At 72.9% G+C, this 17,711-nt stretch carries 15 protein-coding genes and 1 pseudogene; 5 read left to right on the top strand and 11 right to left on the bottom strand.

The window, feature by feature from the left end; genetic code table 11:
* Positions 1-7: 7 nt before the first annotated feature.
* The 5 genes from J4709_RS44610 to J4709_RS44590 all read right to left on the bottom strand — a co-directional run bounded on the left by J4709_RS44610 (position 8) and on the right by J4709_RS44590 (position 6,293).
* A complete protein-coding gene (locus tag J4709_RS44610; RefSeq protein ID WP_208251394.1) occupies positions 8-1,633 on the bottom strand; it encodes a hypothetical protein in 1,626 nt (541 codons plus the stop codon).
* Positions 1,630-3,237: a hypothetical protein gene (locus tag J4709_RS44605; protein WP_208251392.1), complete on the bottom strand. Its 1,608-nt coding sequence runs from the start codon at positions 3,235-3,237 to the stop codon at positions 1,630-1,632. The genes J4709_RS44610 and J4709_RS44605 overlap by 4 nt, the downstream gene beginning before the upstream one ends.
* A 113-nt stretch (positions 3,238-3,350) precedes the next feature.
* Positions 3,351-4,289 (bottom strand): prephenate dehydratase, encoded by a 939-nt coding sequence (gene pheA / locus J4709_RS44600; protein WP_307802076.1) that lies wholly within the window; start codon positions 4,287-4,289, stop codon positions 3,351-3,353.
* Positions 4,290-4,422: 133 nt separating this feature from the next.
* Entirely contained in the window at positions 4,423-4,881 is a 459-nt protein-coding gene (locus J4709_RS44595) for a DUF4446 family protein (protein ID WP_208251482.1), read from the bottom strand.
* Positions 4,881-6,293 carry a glycosyltransferase 87 family protein gene (locus J4709_RS44590; RefSeq protein ID WP_232385001.1) on the bottom strand — a complete coding sequence of 471 codons (1,413 nt, stop codon included), beginning with the start codon at positions 6,291-6,293 and terminating at the stop codon, positions 4,881-4,883. Before J4709_RS44590 ends, J4709_RS44595 begins: the two co-directional genes overlap by 1 nt.
* Before the next feature lie 163 nt (positions 6,294-6,456).
* On the opposite strand from J4709_RS44590, the gene J4709_RS54195 reads away from it, so the two are divergent.
* Entirely contained in the window at positions 6,457-8,736 is a 2,280-nt protein-coding gene (locus J4709_RS54195) for a hypothetical protein (protein WP_232385000.1), read from the top strand.
* 487 nt (positions 8,737-9,223) lie between these two features.
* On the opposite strand, the pseudogene mptB reads toward J4709_RS54195, so the two are convergent.
* The 3 genes and pseudogenes from mptB to J4709_RS44575 form a co-directional block, all read right to left on the bottom strand.
* Positions 9,224-10,027, bottom strand: a pseudogene (gene mptB / locus J4709_RS54190) (polyprenol phosphomannose-dependent alpha 1,6 mannosyltransferase MptB); the annotation flags it as partial.
* Between the two features lie 170 nt (positions 10,028-10,197).
* Positions 10,198-10,944, bottom strand: a complete 747-nt coding sequence (locus J4709_RS44580; protein ID WP_208251388.1) for a glycosyltransferase family 2 protein — start codon at positions 10,942-10,944, stop codon at positions 10,198-10,200.
* Between the two features lie 72 nt (positions 10,945-11,016).
* On the bottom strand, positions 11,017-11,349 hold the full coding sequence (locus tag J4709_RS44575; RefSeq protein WP_192809170.1) for an STAS domain-containing protein: 333 nt from the start codon (positions 11,347-11,349) through the stop codon (positions 11,017-11,019).
* Positions 11,350-11,626: 277 nt separating this feature from the next.
* On the opposite strand from J4709_RS44575, the gene J4709_RS44570 reads away from it, so the two are divergent.
* Positions 11,627-11,995 carry a hypothetical protein gene (locus tag J4709_RS44570; protein ID WP_208251387.1) on the top strand — a complete coding sequence of 123 codons (369 nt, stop codon included), beginning with the start codon at positions 11,627-11,629 and terminating at the stop codon, positions 11,993-11,995.
* A gap of 90 nt (positions 11,996-12,085) precedes the next feature.
* On the opposite strand, the gene J4709_RS44565 is transcribed toward J4709_RS44570, so the two are convergent.
* A complete protein-coding gene (locus J4709_RS44565; protein ID WP_208251386.1) occupies positions 12,086-13,201 on the bottom strand; it encodes a sensor histidine kinase in 1,116 nt (371 codons plus the stop codon).
* Positions 13,198-13,917, bottom strand: coding sequence for a response regulator transcription factor (locus J4709_RS44560; RefSeq protein WP_208251385.1), 720 nt, complete (start codon positions 13,915-13,917; stop codon positions 13,198-13,200). The genes J4709_RS44565 and J4709_RS44560 overlap by 4 nt, the downstream gene beginning before the upstream one ends.
* Before the next feature lie 177 nt (positions 13,918-14,094).
* On the opposite strand from J4709_RS44560, the gene J4709_RS55215 reads away from it, so the two are divergent.
* The 3 genes from J4709_RS55215 to J4709_RS44545 all read left to right on the top strand — a co-directional run bounded on the left by J4709_RS55215 (position 14,095) and on the right by J4709_RS44545 (position 16,722).
* A complete protein-coding gene (locus tag J4709_RS55215) occupies positions 14,095-14,829 on the top strand; it encodes a hypothetical protein (RefSeq protein ID WP_208251384.1) in 735 nt (244 codons plus the stop codon).
* A gap of 86 nt (positions 14,830-14,915) precedes the next feature.
* Positions 14,916-15,086, top strand: a complete 171-nt coding sequence (locus J4709_RS44550; protein ID WP_173097526.1) for a hypothetical protein — start codon at positions 14,916-14,918, stop codon at positions 15,084-15,086.
* A gap of 79 nt (positions 15,087-15,165) precedes the next feature.
* Positions 15,166-16,722, top strand: coding sequence for a long-chain-fatty-acid--CoA ligase (locus J4709_RS44545; RefSeq protein WP_208251383.1), 1,557 nt, complete (start codon positions 15,166-15,168; stop codon positions 16,720-16,722).
* Here the strand turns inward: J4709_RS44545 and J4709_RS44540 are convergent.
* Positions 16,719-17,621, bottom strand: a complete 903-nt coding sequence (locus J4709_RS44540; protein WP_208251382.1) for an endonuclease/exonuclease/phosphatase family protein — start codon at positions 17,619-17,621, stop codon at positions 16,719-16,721. The two genes, J4709_RS44545 and J4709_RS44540, sit on opposite strands and share 4 nt — an antisense overlap.
* Between the last annotated feature and the right edge of the window lie 90 nt (positions 17,622-17,711).

Raw genomic sequence — 17,711 nt, 5'->3', positions numbered from 1 at the left:
CGAATTCTCATCGCACATCCACGTAGTCGGTCGGCTTGCCGGACGCGAGGTAGTTCGCGCTGCCGTTGTAGGAGGCCATCCACGTGCCGTCCTTGGACGCCTTGAACGTCTTGCTGAACCAGCCGTTGGACGCCGTCTTCACCACGGCCATCTGCGTCCACTTCGACGAGCCCTTGGCCTGGAAGTAGATGGACACCGGCGCACCCGGCCCCGGCAGCTTCTTGTCCATGTACCGGAACAACTGCCCCTTGACCGTGAGGCTCTTCCCCTTCTTCACCGGCTCAGGAGAGGCGTTGAACCCGCCGATCGACGTCCCGTACCGCACGTCGACATACGTGGGAGTGGTGACGAGCGGCTTGTAGAGCCCGTCCCCCGCGTACCGGACCCGCCAATAGCCGTCCTTCTCCGTGTGCGCGTCCGCGGTGAAGAAGTCGAAGCCGCCGGCGGCCGTCGTCTTGCTGTACGTGGCACCCGTCCACGTCTTGCGGTCGGTCGAGAACTCCAGGAACACCGGCGCGCCGGCGATCGGGCCCCAGTCGCCGGCGAGCGTTCCGGTCACCTCCAGCGACCCGCGGTAGGCGAGCGGACCCCGCGGCGAGAAGGACGGGCCGGAGATCCGCGCGTTCCTGGAAAGCTCCACCCTCCCGAGATCAACGGAGCCGCCGGTGAGGTAGAACGTCCCGGGCGTCTCGATCGACAGCCGGCCCGAGCGGGTCGCCGAGAACGAGGCGTCGAACGTCCCGTCGGCGCCCGTCGTCGGCCACCAGTCGCCGCTCGCCGGCGCCGCGGCGGCCCCGCCCGCGGTGTCCTGCTGGTAGTCGACCGTGAGCGAAAGGCCGCTGACGGGCACGAGTCCGGCGGAGCCGCGCCGCATGACCGTGCCGTGGACGGTGACGTCGGCCCCCTCGGCCGTGGGACGCACCGACACGACCCGCGCCGTCGTCACGGTCGCCTGCTTGACGACCGTCAGCGGGGCCGACGCCGAGTTACCGCACAAGGCCCCTTGCCGTGCGACCGTCACCGTCATCGACGGGTTCGTGGCGGTGAAGGCGAAGCCCCCGTCCGCCCCCGTGCGGGCACTGCCGTTCCCCGCCTTCACCGTCGCCCCCTCAGCGGGTTCGAGCGGTTCGTCGCGGTACTTCTGCACCATGACGCGGCCTTGGTAGGTCACGTCCGGGTGCTCGATGTCGATGGTCTTCGGCGCGTACTCGACGTCGGTGACGGACGTCAGGTAGCAGTCGACGAATGCGGCGGCCGGGCTCAACGTGGAGCCATCGGCGGACCGGAGGGTCGCCTGGGCGATGTTCGCGCCGGGATGGTGCTCCACGTCGGTCTGGAGGGTGGCCTGCCAGGTGCCGTCCTTGTTCGTGCCGTCGACGAGCGTGAACGAAAGCGCCGCATAGGGCGCGGCGTCGGCCGGGTTCCGCACTGCGCCCTCGACGTCGACGATCCCGTCCGACGATTTCGCCTTCAGCGTGAAGGTCACCACCCGATCGTGCGACAGCCGGTCGAAGGCCGACGTCAACCGGGCGTCATGGATCTCCGCATGGGCGGCCGCCGGAGCGACCACGCTCGCGGCCGTCAGGGCGGCGGCCGCGAGGGACGCCTTGACGGTCTTCCCGCGGCGGCTCATCGAACATCCACGTAGTCGCTGAGCTTGTTGGACGCGAAGTAGTTCGCGCTGCCGTTGTAAGAGGCCATCCACGTCCCGTCCTTGGACGCCTTGAACGCCTTGCTGAACCAGCCGTTGGACGCCGTCTTCACCACGGCCATCTGCGTCCACTTCGACGAGCCCGAAGGCTTGAAGTAGATCGTCACCGGCGCGTTCGGACCGGGCGCCACCTTGTCCATGAAGCGGTAGAGCAGGCCCTTGACCGTGATGGCCTTCCCCTTCTTCACCGGCTCGGGAGAGGCGTTGAAGTTGTACATCTGCGTCCGGTACTTGACGTCGACGTACTTGACCGGGCTGACGGCCGCCGCGGTGAGCGCGTCGCCTGGATACCTGAGCCGCCAGTACGCATCCGCGGTGACCGGCCTGTCGGTGGTGGAATAGAAGCCACCCTGGTCTTCCAGCGTCTGCTTTTCCCAGACCGTCCACCCGGTCTTGCCGTTCAGGGAGTACTCCAGGAACACCGGCGACTTCGCGGTGCTGCCGGGATCCGGCTCGATGGACAACCGGCCCTGCGCGGCGATCGGGTCGCCATAGGGCTGCTGCGCCGGGCCGACATCGAATCCGGAGAATGCGGAGACCCTCCGGATCGTCAATGGCCCCACCGTGATCCTGTTGCCGTCGAGGAACTGGTCGCCCGGAGTGGCCACCGTCACCGCGCCGGACGCTCCGAGCAGGGTGCCCGCCTGGAAGTAGGCCGAGAACGTCCCGTCCGCGCCGGTCTTCGGGTCGACGGGCTGGAAAGCGGCCAGGCCGGACGGCGCACTGATCGCGATCTCCATACCGGCGACCGGAACGGGACCGCCGGGGCCCTGCCGGACGACCTTGCCCTGCACCCGCACATCCCCGAACGGCCCCACGCTCGACGCCGGGGTGATCGTCGCGGTCGTCACGGTCGCCTGCTTCGTGACGGTGACCGGAGCCTTCTGCTCCGTGTAGCACAGCGGGCCCTGCGCGTACGCGTAGACAGTGGCGGCTCCCCTGATCTGCAGTGCGAAGGAGCCGTCCGCCTCGGTCGCGGCCTTCGCGGCCGCCGCCGACACCTCGGCGCCCGCCGCCGGCTCCGCCGCCTCGTCCCGGCTCTTGCGGAACATCAGCCGGCCGCGCAGCGTCGTGTCCGGATGGTCGGCGTCGACAACGGAGGGGCTGCCGGTCAGGCCCTCGATGGTCGTCGTGTAGCAGTCGAGGAGTCCGGCCCGCCTGGTCGTCGTGGCCCCGTCCGCCGTGGTGATCACCGTGTCGACCACGCTTCCACCGGGACGCACCGTGATGTCGGGCCGGTACTCGGCCTCCCAGACGCCATCGCTGTCCGTCCCCTGCGTCCGCGTGAGCTGCAGCGTCGCGTACGGATCCGCGGTCGACGACTGGTAGCGCAGATGCGCGGTCACGTTCGTGACCCCGCTCGCCGAGGTCACCTTCAGTGAGATCTTGGCGACGCGGTCCTCGGCCAGGCGGTCGAAGGCGACGGTGAGCTTGGCGTCCGAAACGTCCGCGTGGGCGGCGGTGGAGACGGTCAGGGTCGTCGCGGCGAGGGCGGCGGCGGCCAGGAGGGACGACGTTCGGCGCAAGGAAGGGCCTCTCCGGTGGCGTTCGGGAAACGCTCAGGAGACGTCCAAGATCCACTACCGGTTGACAGTGCCGAACCGCCCGATCATCACATTTCGGTCACCGGCTCCGCGGGTCAGGGGCGGGCGGTGCGCAGGGTGGTGAGCCAGGCGGCGGCCTCGGTGAAGTCGGTGTCGTGGGTGCCGCGGCGGATCTCGGGGCGGACGCGGTCGGCGCGCGGGTAGGAGCCGATGAAGCGGACGTCCGCGCAGATGCGGCGCAGGCCCATCAGCGCCTCGCCGACGCGGGCGTCGTCCACGTGGCCTTCGAGGTCCATCCAGAACAGGTAGGAGCCGAGGCCGGCGCCGGTCGGGCGGGACTGGATCAGCGACAGGTTGATGCCGCGGACGGAGAACTCGGTGAGGATCTCCAGCAGGGCGCCCGGGTGGTCCTCGCCGATGAACGCGACGACGCTGGTGCGGTCCATGCCGGTGGAGGGCGGCGGCGTGCAGGGGCGGCGGAGCTGGACGAAGCGGGTGACGGCGTCGGCGACGTCGTGGATGTCCTCGGCGAGGACGGCGAGGCCGTAGCGGGCGGCGGCGAACGAGCCGGCGAGCGCGGCGTCATAGTGGCCGTCGGCGACGTGCTGGGCGGCCTCGGCGTTGGACGTGGCGGCGCGCCATTCGGCGTCCGGGACGTTCTCGGCGAGCCAGCGGCGGCACTGCGGCTGCGCGATCGGGTGGGACGCGACGGTCTTGATGTCGGCGAGGGCGGTGCCGGGCCGCACCAGCAGCGCGAACGAGACCGGCAGGTGGACCTCGGCGACGATGCGGAGGGGCTCTCCGGTGGCGAGCTCGTCCAGCGTGGTGGGGACGGAGCCCTCGACGGAGTTCTCCAGCGCGACGACGGCGGAGTCGGCGTCGCCGCGGCGCAGCGCGTCCAGGACGGCGGGGACGGTGGCGAGCGGGAGCTGCTCGGCGCCCGCCGCGCCCGGCAGGGACATCAGCGCGGCCTCGGTGAACGTGCCCTGCGGCCCCAGGTAGGCGTAGCGTTCTGGCCTGGTTTCTGCGGTCACGAAGATCCCCCGAGGGCGCGGCTGGGCGGGGCACGTGCTTCTGCGGTGCCGGAAGAGACGAGTGTACTTCGCGCCGCGTAAAGTCCCCGCGGGGCGGCCCTCGGCCGGGTGCCGAGCCGTCTCGGGTGCGGTCTCAGGTGCGGGCGGACGGGGCCCGGTCGCCGCCGCCGAAGTCGGGCAGCGGGTCGTCCATCGACACGATGGGGCCCTTGCCCAGCCGGGCGGCGCGCAGCACCTGGTTCTCCTCGGGGGACAGCATCTCGACGGGATGCCCTCCCTGGACGGCCTTGGCGTAGGTCCTGGTCTCGGTGCGCCCGTTGATCGAGCTGAGCACGACGCCGTCACCGACGGCGTTGAGCACGGCGAGCGAGAAGGACCGGTGCCCCGACATTTCCTTGAGCGCGTCGTAATGCACGATGGCGAGGTCGCGCAGCGCGCGTTCGTCCACCTCGCCGGAGGCGACCTGGAGTTGGCGCCTCAGCATTTCGCCGCACTCTTCGACGACCTGGTTCACCCGATTGTGGGCCACCACCGCGATGGATAGCCCGGCCACACCGGCGACCAGGCCGGCGACGGCCACCGCGACAAGCATCACGTGGCGAGCGTACCCACCTCGACCTGCCGTTGCGAAGGATCTTCGCGACCCGTCCGGCGCGTGACGCGGTTCGTGAGCCAGGTTCCGAGCAGGACGACGGCGACGATCGCCGCGAGGCCGAACGAATCACGCTCCAGACTCCCCCAGAAACGGGCGATCGGAGGGTGTCCGGTGCCGGACAGATGGGCTCCCCACCAGGGCAGCGGGAACAGAAAGAAGATCCAGAACGCCAGGCCGGAAAGACATCTTCGCGTGTCTCGCCCATCGCCCACCAAAGCCCCAATGGCCGGGATCATCCACACAAGATGGTGAATCCACCCGACAGGGGACAGGAGCACGGACAGCAGCCCGGTGATCGTGACCCCGGCGAGCAGCAGGGTGTAGGCCCCCGGACCGGACGCCGGGTCGGCCGCAGCGCAGTGATCGGTGCCGGCGTAGTGATCGGTGCCAGCGAAGTGATCGGTGCCGATCCGCCCGGTGACGCGGTCGCCGGCCAAGGCGTCCGCGGTGTAGGTCGTCCGCCGCGCGAGCCCGAAGCCGGCATAGGCCACGACCAGCGCGAGGACGAGCCACACCCCCGTCCGGACGGGGCCCTGGTCGATGATCCGCGCGACGATCCCGTTGATCGCCTGGTTGGTCGTCCCGGCGACGGAGCCGGTGCGGTCACCGCCCTGGAGCAGGGCGCCGAACCAGTAGCCCGCCGAGTCGTGCGGCAGCACCGCGAACGCGCCGAGCGTCGCCACCACCGCGGTGGCCAGCGCGTTGACGAACGCGTCCCGTCGCCCGGTGATCAGGAAGTAGACGAGGAAGACGCCCGGCACCAGCTTGATCGCCAGCGCCAGCCCGACGAGCAGCCCGCGCGGCCACCGCGGCGAGCGGGTGCAGCAGTCGGCCAGGCACATCGCCAGCAGGAACACCCCGACCTGCCCGAACCGGATCTGGTCGCGGTCCGGGTCGAGCCAGGCCGCCGCGGCGACCAGCACCCCGGTGGTCAGCGGCGCCCACCGGCCGGTGCGGCGGATCAGGTCGCGGAACGCGTACCAGACGGCGACGGCGAGCGCGGCGTAGATCAGCACGGTCCACGTCCACTGCGCGGCCCGCCACGACATCAGCGTGAACGGGACGGCGAGCAGCGCCGCGAACGGCGGGTAGGTGAACGGCAGCAGCTGCGGCGGCTCGGTCAGGAAGTCGTACAGGGACGCGCCGCGCAGCACCGCCAGCCCGCCCTCGCGGTAGACCTCCAGGTCGACGAGCCGCTGGTCGGGCTGGTTGAACAGCCACTGGGAGACGATCGGTGTGACGGCGGCCACCACGACGGCGACGCCGGCCAGCATGATCAGCGCGTCAAGCGGCGACCGGCCCGGGCCGCGCCGGCCGGCCGTCCCGCGGCCCCCGCTGAGTGCTCGCATCCCCACATCCTGGCGTCATCGGGCCCCTCCGGGCCGGGGCCCGATCGGTGCCCAGCCCGAAGGATATGCACCCGGCGCGGCCTGCGGGGCCCGCCGTTCCGGGCGGCCCGTCGCCGTCCGGAGGCCCGGCGCGCCATGGTGAAGCTCTTGTAACCTGAGCGCCATGACGCAGCGGGGGGCGAATGTAGCGATTTTCGTCGCCGCCGTCGTGACTCTGCTGACCGCCGTGCTCGCTCCGTCGGCGGCGAGCGCGGCGACGGGGCCGTCCGCACCCCGCGGTGCGGCGCCCGGCGGCCGTGTCGTGATCATCGGGATTCCGGGCCTGATGTGGCGCGACGTCGACGCCAAGACGACCCCGGCGCTGTGGAGGCTGACCCGCGAGGGGTCCGCGGCCGGGCTGAGCGTCCGGACGACGCGGACCAGCACCTGCCCGACCGACGGCTGGCTGACGCTGTCGGCTGGCCAGCGGGCCCGGCTGGCGCACGGCGACTGCGCGCTGCCGCCCACCCCCGTCCTGCCCGGCCAGCCGTCGCCCACGGGCCCGCCGCCCGCCGGCGGCGCCATCGCGCCCGGCTGGCCCGCGATCAAGAGCGACAACGCGGGCACCGGCTACCACGCGCAGATCGGCCTGCTCGGCGACGCCGTCCACGCGGCGGGCGGCTGCACCCTCGCCGTCGGCCCCGGCGCGGTGTTCGCCGCCGGCGACGGCGGCGGCCGCGTCGACCGCTACGTCCCGTCCACCGACAAGGCGACCCCCGCGGACTGGGCGCGCTGCCGGCTCGCCGCGGTCGACGTCGACGAGGTGTTCCGCGCCTACATCAACGCCGGTGTGGACCCGCACGGCGACCAGGTCCCCGTGTCCGACGGCAAGCGCGCCGCCGCCGCGTCCGCCGCGGACCGGCGCGTCGCGCAGGTGCTGAGCCAGGTCCCGGCCGGGACGACGGTCCTGGTGGCGGGCCTGTCCGACACCGGCGTCAACCCGCACCTGCGCGTCGCCGTCGCCAAGGGTGGCGGCTACCGAACCGGCCTCCTCACCTCCAGCGCCACCCGGCAGGACGGCCTGGTCACGCTGACCGACCTGACGTCCACGGCGTTCCAGCAGCTCGGGCTCAAGGAGCCGCAGCAGGCCGTCGGGTCCGCGTGGCGGTCCGAGCACTCCGGCGACTCGACGGCCAAGCGCGTCGACGCCCTGGAGGACGAGGACGTCGCCGCGCAGGCGATCCGGGCCGTCCAGACCTCGTTCTACTGGGTACTGTTCGCGACGCAGCTCGTCCTGTACGGGATCGCGGCGCTGGCGCTGCGGCGGCTCGGCAACGACCCGCGGTCCCGGGCCCGGATACTGGGCGGGACGCGGGTGATCGCGCTGCTCGGCGGCGCGGTGCCGGGCGCGTCGTTCCTGGCCGGGCTGATGCCGTGGTGGCGGGCCGCGCACCCGACCCCGGTGCTGATCTGCACGGTGCTCGGCTTCGCGGGCCTGATGACGGGCGTCGCCCTCGCCGGCCCGTGGCGCCGCTCGGCGTTCATGCCCGGCCTGGTGATCACCGCGGTCACCGCCGCCGTCCTCGCGCTGGACGTGATGACGGGCTCGTCGCTGCAGCTCAACACGCTGATGGGGTACACGGCGCTGGTCGCCGGGCGCTTCTACGGGTTCGGCAACCAGGCGTTCGCGCTGTTCGCGGTGGCGGCGATCCTGACGGCGGCGTGGGTGTGCGAGTACCCGCTGCGCCACCGCGCCGACCCCGACCCCGGCGGGCTCGCCGGCGCGACCCGCCGCGCGAAGCTCGCGGCGCTGGGGATCGTCGCGGCGATCGGGCTGCTCACCGTCGCGGTCGACGGCCTGCCCGCCTGGGGCAGCGACTTCGGCGGCGTCATCGCGATCACCCCCGCGTTCGCGATGCTCGGCATGATGATCACCGGCAAGCGGGTGTCGCCGGTGAAGCTCGGCGCGTTCTGCGTGGCCGGGGTCGCGCTGGTGCTGGCGATCTCGTGGTGGAACTCGCGCAGCGCCAACCCCACCCACATGGGCCGGTTCTGGCAGGACCTGATGGACGGCAACGCCTGGGACGTCGTCACCCGCAAGTTCGACGCGATGCTGAACAGCCTCGGGTACTGGCCGTTCACGCTGGCGCTGGCCGCGGCGCTGGTGTTCCTGTTCTTCGTGCTGGCGCGGCCGACGCGGTGGCGGGCGGTGTCCCTGCTGCACCGCGCCTATCAGCACAGCCGGACGATGCGCCCGGCGCTGATCTGCGCGCTCGCGGTCGGCATCATCGGGACGCTGGCGAACGACTCGGGCGTGGTGATCCTGTCGGTCGCGTTCAGCCTGGCGACCCCGCTGATGCTGGCGGCCGGGGTGCGCTCGCTGGAGATCGACCTGGACGCAGGCACTGAACAGCCAAGGCCGCGAGCACCGCGAGCAGCGTCCACGGAATCACCGTCGGCCTGACGACGGTGAACAGCCACGACAGATCCTGGGGCATCCCGATGCGCTGCGGCGCGCGCGCGGGCAGGTAGGCGAGGCTGAGCGCGGCGGTGTGCGCCAGCAGGATCCAGTCGATGCGCGATAGCGGCAGCAGCGCCAGCAGCGCCCAGCCGAACCCGTCGTACCAGGGCAGCACGTAGGGCGCGGCGAGCAGCCACGCCAGGACGACCGCCGTGGCCATCCGCCGCTCGGCGATCTGCCCTGGATGCTCCGCCAGCGGGTCGTCCTTGGGGAGGCCGCGCGCCAGCAGCAGGAACAGCACGATCCCGAGCACGAGCGAACCGGTCTTGATCACGTCGCGCTGCGAGCCGCGGCCGAGCATCCGGTCGAGCAGGTGCCAGGGGGTGGCGAACGACACCATGTTGCTCGCCTCGTGCACCTGGTCGAGGGCGTGCGGACCGGCGAGCGCGTACGCGGTCGCGGCCGTCGCGGCGGCGCCGGCCGCGAGCGCGACGAGCCCGCCGGCCGCCTGCCACCGGCGTCCCTTCCACAGTTCGCGGAGCAGCGCCCACGCCGGGCCGCCGCCGGCGAGCGCCGCCGGCATCTTGATCGCCCCGCCGACGCCGGTCAGCGCGCCCGCCGCCAGCGCGCCGCCCCACATCCGCCACCGTCCGCGCAGCACGCAGGCGTCGAACACGGTCAGCGCGGCTACCATCGGCGCGATCGCCAGGACGTCGTTGTGCGCGCCGGAGATCAGATGGAACAGCAGCAGCGGGTTGCACGTCCACAGCAGCGCGGTGCGGAGCCGCCGGTCCTCGTCGCGGGACGTCCGGTAGAGGATCAGCGCCGTCACCGCGAACGCCAGGACGTTGAACACCGACAGCACGAACACCGTCAGCCGCACCGAGCCGCCGCCGATCCACGACGCGACGGCCTGCTCCCCCGTCGCGATCGGCCCGTACACCGACGGCGTCGAACGCCACTCCTCGGGCGCCCCGGCCACCGGGTCCTTCGGCAGGTCGACGGCACGCGTCTCGTACGGGTCGTGGCCGGTCGCCGCCATCCGCCCGTACGAGGCGTAGTTCAGATGGTCCGTCGACCCGACCGGCGGCATGAACATGAACGCGACCGCCGTCAGCAGACCCGCCACGACCAGCGGAAACGCCCGGACACGCCACCCCCGCCGGACGGCGAGGAAGCACAGCCCGAGGCCCGCCGACCCCGCGACGACGCCCACCACGACCAGCCCGAGCACCAGGTACGGCGACGGGTGGACGTCCAGCGAGTACGGCGGCTCACCGAACCGCGCGTCCATCGCGGGCTGGAACGCGGACGGCCCGAGCAGCGCGGTGGCGAGGAAGCAGCACAGCGAGACCCCGATCGCCCACAGCCCGGCCGTCCCCGGCCCGGCGGCCCCCCGCCCGGTGGTCTCCCGCCCGGTGGTCCCCGGCCCGGTGGTCTCCGGCCGCGCGGGACCGGGACGGGTCACCGGCGGCGGCCGCGCAGGCGGGCGAGCCGCTCGGCCACGACCGGCTCCCGCACGGCCAGCGCCCTGGCCACGTCGCGGAACTGCCGGCCCCGGTGCAGCTGCGCGCGCCAGTCGGTGCCGGTCGCGCGGTGCGCGAGCGGCACCTCCACCTCCGCCACCCGGAACCCCTTGCGCAGCAGGTCGATGGTGAGCCCGGTCTCCACGCCGAACCCGGCGGCGAGCGGGAGCGCGGCGTCGAACGCGGCGCGGGTCAGGCAGCGCTGCCCGTTCAGCGGCTGCGTCGCCTCCCAGCCGGTGGCGCGGCGGATCCCGTCCCGGGACAGCCGCACGACGAACCCGTGCCCGCCGAGCTTCACCGTCGAGGAGAACGCCGCGATCGTCATGTCGGCCTCGCCGGCCAGCACCGGCGCGACCAGCGGCGCCGCGTCCGCCGCCGTCCCGGCCAGGTCGGCGTCCAGGAACAGCAGGTGGCGGGGCCCGTCGCGGCCCTCGTCCAGCAGCCGGACGGCCTCGGCCCCGGTCTCCATCGCGGCGCCCTTGCCCCGGTTGCGGGCGTGCCGCACCACCCGGGCCCCCGCCTGCGCGGCCACCGGCCCGGTGCGGTCGGACGAGCCGTCGTCGACGACGACGATCAGGTCGGCCCCGGGAAGCTCCTGCGCGGCCTTGACGGTGGCCGCGATGCGGTCGGCCTCGTCCTTGGCCGGGATGATCACCGCTACACCCTGCGTATCCGCCTCCTGCATATCCGCGATCGTAGTCGGCGCGCGGGCATGCCACCGTGAACGACCGGCGACGGCGGGACGACCGGCGGCCGATCAGTCCAGCGCGGGCGCCGCGTCGTCGGTCACGGTGAACACGGTGTCGAGCCCGGTGACCTGCAGAATCCGCTTCACGGCCGGGCGCGGCGCGGCCAGCTCCAGCGAGCCGCCCTGCTCCTTGATCCGCTTCATCGCCGACAGCAGCACGTTCATGCCGGTCGAGTCGCAGAACTCGACGCCGGCGAGGTCGACCACGATCCGGTCGACGGGGCCGCGCAGCAGCCCCGCGAGGGCGGCCTGCAGCCTGGGCGCGGTGTACAGGTCCAGCTCGCCGGTCGCTGTGACGACGGCGTGACCTCCCTGAGACGCGGTCGAGACATTTAGCTCCACGTCCGGCACACTATCTCGACTCCGGGCCATGAGCCAGACAGTTCGCCAAGTCGCGTGTGGCGCGGGCGTGTCCGTGGCGCGGCGCCGTTCCGCGACACCCATACGCTTTGGGAACTACACACCGTGATGTCACGGTTTCGGGTTCGGGCGGGCGCCGCGCCCCGCCCTCGACCCCCTTGGGGCCGCCGTACGGGAACTCCCTCGTTCGCCCTTCGCGGACGTCCCGAGTAGGGAAGGCTGACCCCGTGCAACAGCGGCATTGGGGGGTGCGCGGCACGTGAAGGCCGACCGACTGACCGACCCGCGGCACACGCGGCTGCGCGAGCGCCTGGACGCGATCCGCGCGCGCTCCGCGAAGTCCACCTCGTGGCGGACGTCCACGCAGTACCTGTCCCGGCTGGTGAACCGGGACGGCTTCGTCCCGGTCAAAGCCCGGCTCACCCGCGAGGACCTGGCGTTCCTCGCCGGCGCCCGGGACGAGGTCATCGCGCTCGCCGAGCTCGGCGCCCGCATCCTCGACCTGCACCGGCCGCAGGAGGCCGGCGGCATCACCAGCGACCCCGACAGCCCCATCCGCCGCTGCCGCGCCTGCATGTGGCGCTGGCCCTGCCCCACCTTCCGCGCCATGGACGACACCCTCGACTAGCCCTCAGGCGGCAGCCAGTGCCTTTGCGGGGCCCCACACCCCCGGCAAGAGCAGCCTGACCAACGCCTTCCGCTCCGCGCCGGGCGCCGGTCAGGCGAGCAGAGGGAGGCGGACCTCGAAGCGGCAGCCGGGGCCCGCGTTCGCGACGCCGATCTCGCCCGCGTGGGCCTCGACGATGCCGCGCGCGATCGCCAGGCCGAGGCCCGCGCCGCCGCCCGGCGTGCGGGCCGCCTCGCCGCGGAACGCCACGTCGAACACGCGCGGCAGGTCGGCCTCCGGGATGCCGCCGCAGGCGTCCGCCACCGTCACCCGGACCTCGCCGCCGCTGACCTCCCCGGTGATCTCGACGGCGCCGTCGCCCGGGGTGTGCCGGATCGCGTTCACCACCAGGTTGCGCAGCGCCCGCCCGAGCTCGCCCGCGTCCACGTGGACGGGCAGCCCCGCGCGGACGTCCCCGCTGATCCGCACGCCCTTGGCCTGGGCGAGCGCCTCGGCGCCCGCGACCGCCTCCGCGACCAGGTCGGCGAGCCCGACGCGTTCGCGCGACAGCCGCAGCGCGCCCGCGTGGATGCGCGACAGCTCGAACAGGTCGTCCACCATCTCGGCGAGCCGCTCGACCTCCACGCGGATGCGCCCGTGGTAGCGGCGGACGGTGGGGCCGTCGGCGACGACGCCGTCCTCCAGCGCCTCCGCCATCGCGCGCAGCCCGGCGAGCGGGGTGCGCAGGTCGTGGCTGACCCAGGCGACCAGCTCGCGGCGGCTCGCCTCCAGCGCCTGCTCCCGCTCGTGCGCCGCGGCGAGCCGGTCGTAGGCGGCCTCCAGTTCCCGCGACAGCTCCGCCAGCTCGGCGGGCAGCGGCGCCGCCGGGGGCCGGAACCGGTCCGCGCGGACGGCCTCGACCAGCACCCGGTTCGCGGCGACGAGGCGCCGTCCGAGCAGCACCGACACCGCCGCCGCGACCAGCCCGGCGGACACCGCGACCGCCAGCACGACCGACCGGTCATGGTCGTTGATCAGCATCAGGTACGAGATCACGAGGATCCCGGAGACCGTCGCGAGCACGGTCGCGGCGGCGACGACCGCCAGCTGGACGGCCACCGAGCGGGCGCGCAGCAGCCGCAGCAGGCCGAGCGCGGCCGCCGCGACCACCAGCGCGGCGAGCGCCGCGTAGAAGACCACCCACAGCAGGTCGGCGAAGGGGATCACCGGTCCGCCTCCCCGGGGGCGGCGGGCTCGTAGCGGTAGCCGACGCCCCACACCGTGACGATCCGGCGCGGCGCCGTCGGGTCGTCCTCGATCTTCTCGCGCAGCCGGCGGACGTGCACCGTGACCGTCGAGGAGTCCCCGAACGACCAGTCCCAGACGCGTTCCAGCAGCTCGTCGCGGGTGAACGCGCGGCGCGGGTGGCGCATCAGGAACGCCAGCAGGTCGAACTCGCGGGAGGTGAGCGCGAGCGGCGCGCCGTGCAGGCCCGCCTCGTGCGCGCCGACGTCGACGACCAGGCCGCCGTCGCGCAGCGGGCCCGCCGGGACGGCCGGGACGAGCGCTCCGCGCGCGCGCCGCAGCACCGACCGGACGCGCAGCGCCAGCTCCCGAGGACTGAACGGCTTGGTCACGTAGTCGTCCGCGCCGGTCTCCAGGCCGACGAGCCGGTCCTGCTCCGCGCCGAGCGCGGTCAGCATGACGACCGGGACGGCCGAGGTCTCGCGCAGCCGCCGGCACACCTCCAGGCCGTCCATACCGGGCAGCATCAGGTCGAGGACGACCAGGTCGGGCGGGTCGTCCTGGGCCCGGCGCAGCGCGGCGGGGCCGTCGGCGACGCATTCCACGTCGTGGCCGTCGCGCGCGAGGTAGCGGGCGACGACCTCCGCGACGGTCGGGTCGTCGTCGACGACCAGCACCCGTCCGGCGTGGTCCTTCATCGGTTCACCGCGGCCATGGGCTCGCCAGGGGGCTTGGGCTCGCCAGGGGGCTTCGCATCCGTTCACGCTACGTGCGCGCGCGCCGGTTCCGCCCCTTCCGTCATCACTCCGTAAGGGATCGGGCTCCGCGCGGAGGATCGACCTGCGTCCGCGAACGATGACCGCTTTAATGGGCGAATGTCCCAGTCTCGTCCTCCGACCCCCATGGGCGGCGCGATAGCGATGGTCCTGGTCGGCGGCGCGGTCGCCACCGGGGTCGTCACCGTCCTCACGACCTTCCGCGCCTACCCGTCCCCGGAGCTGCTGAGCTTCCGCGCCTCGACCGGGTTCTTCCTGCTCATCTGTGCGCTCGGCGGGCTCGTCACCGCGCTCGGGCTGATGCTGTGCCGCCCGCGCGGGCCGGTGCCGCCGATCCTCGCGGCGGTCTCCGGATTCATCGTGATGGAGGTCGGCGGGCGCATCGGCACCGTCCTGGCCTGGCTGATCGGCCAGGAGACGGTCCCGGACGCGCTGTGGAAGGCGATCTTCAAGTTCCAGTTCAACAAGTATGTGGCGTACGAGCTGCTGGCCGTGCTGATCGCCGGCGGGCTCGCCGCGCTGCGGGTCGCGCTGAGCGGCGGGTTCGGGCCGGCGCAGCAGCGGCCGCCCGCGTGGACGGGTCCGCAACCGGCCGGATACGGCCAGCCGCAGCCGGGGCAGCCCGGACAGCCGGGGATGCCCTACCCGGGCCGGCCGCCCATGCCGCCGCCCGGACAGCCCTACGGTGCGCCCGCCGGCCAGCCCGCCTTCGCGCCGCCGCCGGGCAGCCCTCCCCCAGGCAGCCAGCCTCCGCCGCCCACCGGGCAGCCCTACAACGCGCCGCCGCCCCCCGACGTCACTCCGGGTGGATCCCTGGGCGGACCTCAGGGTTGACCCCCATGAGACGTCCGGAAGTACCAGGGACCTCTTCGTACTGAAGGGTGATGCCTCGCCCGCCATGACCGCATACGGTGAGGGGCATGGGTAAGACAATCCTGACCATTGTCGGCGTGGTCCTCGCGATCTGGCTGCTGATGACGGTGATCGGCGCGATCATCTCGATGCTGAAGTTCTTCTTCTTCATCGGGTTCGTCGCGGTCATCGTCGTCCTCGCGGTGACCCTCGTGTCCAAGATGGCCCGAAGCAGGTAGCGCGCCCCTCTTGCCGGGGCTTCGCCGATGACCGCATGATGCCGGGACAACCAGGCGGTCATCGGCGAAGGGACCTACCGTGCCCGGTCTGACGGACATGCTGCGCGAGCGGGCGCTGGCGCAGCCGGACCGCGTCGCCTACGTCGCGGGCGACACGAGCCTCACCTACCGCGAGTTCGACCGGCGCGCCGACCGGGCCGCCGCCGCGCTCGCCGCCGCCGGGGTCGGCCGCGGCGACCGCGTCGCGATCCTCGACAAGAACTCGCTGGAGTACGCCGAGCAGCTGTTCGGCGCGGCGCGGATCGGGGCCGTCCAGGTTCCCGTGAACTACCGGCTCGCGCCCGACGAGGTCGCCTACATCGTCAACAACGCGGCGGCGAAGGTGTTCATCGTCGGGCCCGAGTTCGTCCCGGTGCTGGACGCGATCGCCGGGAAGCTCGAGCACACCACGCACACCGTGGTCATCGGCGGCGAGGGGCACGCCCACCTCGACTACGCCGCCTGGACGGGCGCCGCCGGCGCGGAGCCGCCCGCGTACGAGGGCGCGACATCGGACGTGTTCGTGCAGCTCTACTCGTCGGGCACCACGGGCCTTCCCAAGGGCGTGATGCTCACCCACGACAACTTCCGCGCCGCGCTCGAGGTCACCAACGACGCGTGGGACGTCGACGACTCCACCGTGCTGATGGTCGCGATGCCGATGTACCACGTCGCGGGCAACGTGCTGACGGTCTCGGTCGTCTACAACGGCATCACCGGCGTGATCAGCCGGGAGCCCGACCCGACCGAGATCGCGCGGGCGATCGAGCGGCACCGCGTCACGCACATCTTCCTCGTCCCGGTGCTGCTGCAGTTCATGCCGCTGATCCCCGAGGTGACGGCGTGCGACCTGTCCAGCCTGAAGCTGATGCTCTACGGGGCGTCGCCGATCAGCGAGGACGTGCTGCGCGGCGCGATGGCGATGCTGCCGGGCACCGACTTCATGCAGGTGTACGGGCTGACGGAGGTCACCGGCGCGATCACGATGCTGCCCGCCGAGGACCACGACCCGGACGGTCCGGACGCGCGCCGGCTGCGCAGCGCGGGTCTGCCGAACGCGGGCTGCGAGCTGCGGATCGTCGACCCGGCGACGGGCGAGGACCTGCCGCCCGGGCAGGTCGGCGAGATCGTCTGCCGCACCGCGCAGAACATGAAGGGCTACTGGGGGATGGCGGAGGCGACCGCGTCCGCGCTGTCGGAGGACAACTGGTTCCGCACGGGCGACGCGGGCTACCTCGACGAGGACGGCTACCTCTACATCCACGACCGCGTCAAGGACATGATCATCTCCGGCGGGGAGAACATCTACCCCGCGGAGATCGAGAACTGCCTGATGGGGCACCCCGCGGTGACCGACTGCGCGGTCGTCGGGGTGCCCGACGAGCGGTGGGGCGAGACGCCGAAGGCCCTGGTGGTGCTGTCCGAGGACGTCCCCGAGCAGGACCTCATCGACCACTGCCGCGAGCGCCTCGCGCACTTCAAGTGCCCGACGTCGGCCGAGCGCCGCGACGCGATCCCCCGCAACCCCACCGGCAAGATCCTCAAGCGGGAGCTACGCGCCCCCTACTGGCAGGGCCGCGACCGCGGCGTCCACTAGCGGAAGCGGATCACCGCCGAGAGGGGGCGGTGATCCGACGCCTTGGTGGCGCTCGCCGGAACGGAGCAGGAGGCCGTGGCGGACTTGGTGATGAACAGGTAGTCGTCCTTCTCCAGGGCGGTGCCCTTCCAGTCCTGGAGGGTCTTCCCGCCGGTGCGCGCCGTCCCGGACTGGTCGCACTCGGCGTAGGCGCGGTACAGCGGGTCGAGCGCCGCGTTCTCCGGCGTCGCCGCGAGGTCGCCGCCCGCGATGACGCGCGTGCCCGTGCCCGCAAGGTCGGCGTAGGCGCGGGCCTGCTTGCGGCGCCATTCGCCCTGCGGGTCCTCGGCGGGCGAGCTGAACTGCGTGACGCACAGGCGCGTCCGCCACGCCGCGGCCTCACCGCACAGGGCGACGCGCCGGTTCCCGGACGGCGACGGCAGCCGCGTCGGGCGCGCACCGGTCAGCGCCGCGCGCGCGCCGATCGCGACACCGGGCCTCCCCTGGTTGCCGGCGCAGGCCCGGCCGTCCGGGTACGCGGCGAACTCCCAGCTCCACGACGCGAACCAGGACGCCTTCTTCAGCGCCTCCACCTGCCCCGAGCAGATCTCCTGGAGGAACGCGGCGTTCGCGCGGACCTTGCGCCCGCCGACCTCGGTGGTGTGCAGCTGGTCGGCGACCCGCTTGGCGAGCTCCGCGGGACGGGCGCCGAGCGGGCAGCCGGGCTCCGCGGTGCCGCAGACGTTCCAGGTCAGCGCGGTGACCGTCGCTTTGGGGGGCGGCTTGCGGACGGCGCCGTCCGCGTGCGCCGGGCCGCCGCCCGGAAGTCCGTCGATATCGGCGCCGACGCCCGCGGCCGTGACGACGGCGGCGGCTCCGCAGACCGAGAGCAGGGGAATCAGAGCGCGGGGGGCTCGCACACGTTCTCCATCAGGGGGAAATCAGCGGGGTTGTTGGGAGAGATCCCACCACATCGCGATCTTGTCCGCCAGCGATTCGCGATCGTCCGG

It is taken from the genome of Actinomadura violacea (genome assembly GCF_017573465.1).
GTDB lineage: Bacteria > Actinomycetota > Actinomycetes > Streptosporangiales > Streptosporangiaceae > Spirillospora > Spirillospora violacea.
Note: the sequence above shows the minus strand (reverse complement) of the source record. Positions and strands in the feature narration are given on the sequence as shown.

What these genes read in the sequence shown, in the direction of transcription:
- J4709_RS44610 (WP_208251394.1), bottom strand. Translation starts at nt 1,633, where the DNA reads ATGAGCCGCCGCGGGAAGACCGTCAAGGCGTCCCTCGCGGCCGCCGCC.
- J4709_RS44595 (WP_208251482.1), bottom strand. Translation starts at nt 4,881, where the DNA reads ATGCTTGTCGCGGTGGCCGTCGCCGGCCTGGTCGCCGGTGTGGCCGGG.
- J4709_RS44590 (WP_232385001.1), bottom strand. Translation starts at nt 6,293, where the DNA reads ATGCGAGCACTCAGCGGGGGCCGCGGGACGGCCGGCCGGCGCGGCCCG.
- J4709_RS54195 (WP_232385000.1), top strand. Translation starts at nt 6,457, where the DNA reads ATGACGCAGCGGGGGGCGAATGTAGCGATTTTCGTCGCCGCCGTCGTG.
- J4709_RS44580 (WP_208251388.1), bottom strand. Translation starts at nt 10,944, where the DNA reads ATGCAGGAGGCGGATACGCAGGGTGTAGCGGTGATCATCCCGGCCAAG.
- J4709_RS44560 (WP_208251385.1), bottom strand. Translation starts at nt 13,917, where the DNA reads ATGAAGGACCACGCCGGACGGGTGCTGGTCGTCGACGACGACCCGACC.
- J4709_RS55215 (WP_208251384.1), top strand. Translation starts at nt 14,095, where the DNA reads ATGTCCCAGTCTCGTCCTCCGACCCCCATGGGCGGCGCGATAGCGATG.
- J4709_RS44550 (WP_173097526.1), top strand. Translation starts at nt 14,916, where the DNA reads ATGGGTAAGACAATCCTGACCATTGTCGGCGTGGTCCTCGCGATCTGG.